At 53.8% G+C, this 1,001-nt stretch carries 1 protein-coding gene; it reads left to right on the top strand.

All coding sequences use genetic code 11. The features are described 5' to 3' along the window. Window positions 1-51: 51 nt before the first annotated feature. The coding region (locus tag H567_RS0121340) for a transposase (RefSeq protein WP_028322933.1) at window positions 52-1,001 on the top strand (950 nt) is incomplete at its 3' end.

The raw sequence follows: 1,001 nt of genomic DNA, 5'->3' as shown, positions 1-1,001 counted from the left end.
ACTAACTGTGCTACGGTTTCACCTGTCAAAAGATCACTTGGGAGGTGAAACGTGAAACGATTTATCCTTGAGCGGTCCAAAAAAGATTTCTACACTTCGCACTCGGGTCTTGCATTGATCGGACTGGGCATCAACTATTACAGCGACCTGCCAGGCAAAGCACGGAAGACATTTCCTCTTGCCAAAGGCGTCAGCGGAATCGCACTGGACGACGTCGTGCGCAGCTATGTCGGCATGCTTTCTCTTGGTCAAAGCGACTATGAAGCCGTAACCAATAAGAAAAATGACACCTATTTCAAGCAGTCCCTGGGTATTCGTAAAGTCCCTTCGGCTGAAACGTTACGCCAACGCCTGGATGATGTTGCCGTGAGTCTGCGGCCTTTGGTCGATGCCGCAGCAGTCGATTTTATCCGTGATTCCAAAGCTTTGATTACAAAATTGGATACCGGGCACATTCCTCTTGATTGTGATGTGTTCCCCATGGACAACTCCCAGACCAAGAAAGAGGGGGTTTCTTGCACCTACTCCGGCACGGATGGGTATGCGCCCATCGCCGCTTATCTGGGCCGGGAGGGTTGGTGCCTGGAACTCGAACTGCGGAAAGGCAAACAGCACAGCCAGTGCGAGTTCATCCCCTATCTGGAACGTGTTCTGAAAAAGGCCCGCACCCTGACCTCGGAAAAGCTCCTTGTCCGCCTGGATTCCGCCCACGATGCCCTCGAAACCCGTGCCACCCTGGCGGAACATGAAAAAGTCAGCTACATCATCAAATGGAACCCGCGTAAAGAAGACCAAGCGGAGTGGGCCAGACAAATCTTTGGCAAAGGGACCGTCACCTGCCCGCGACCCGGCAAAAGGGTCGGAATCCTCCGAGTCCACATCCGCCAGGAATATCAGGGCAAAACCTACCGCTTCCAAAGGGTGATGCGGGCCGTTGAGCGCACCAGCGACAAACGCGGTCAACTGCTGCTCAAACCGGACATCGAGGTAGAGGCCTGGTG

The sequence above is a fragment of the Desulfatiglans anilini DSM 4660 genome, assembly GCF_000422285.1.
GTDB classification, from domain to species: domain Bacteria; phylum Desulfobacterota; class DSM-4660; order Desulfatiglandales; family Desulfatiglandaceae; genus Desulfatiglans; species Desulfatiglans anilini.
This window is presented reverse-complemented; position numbering and strand designations above follow the sequence as displayed.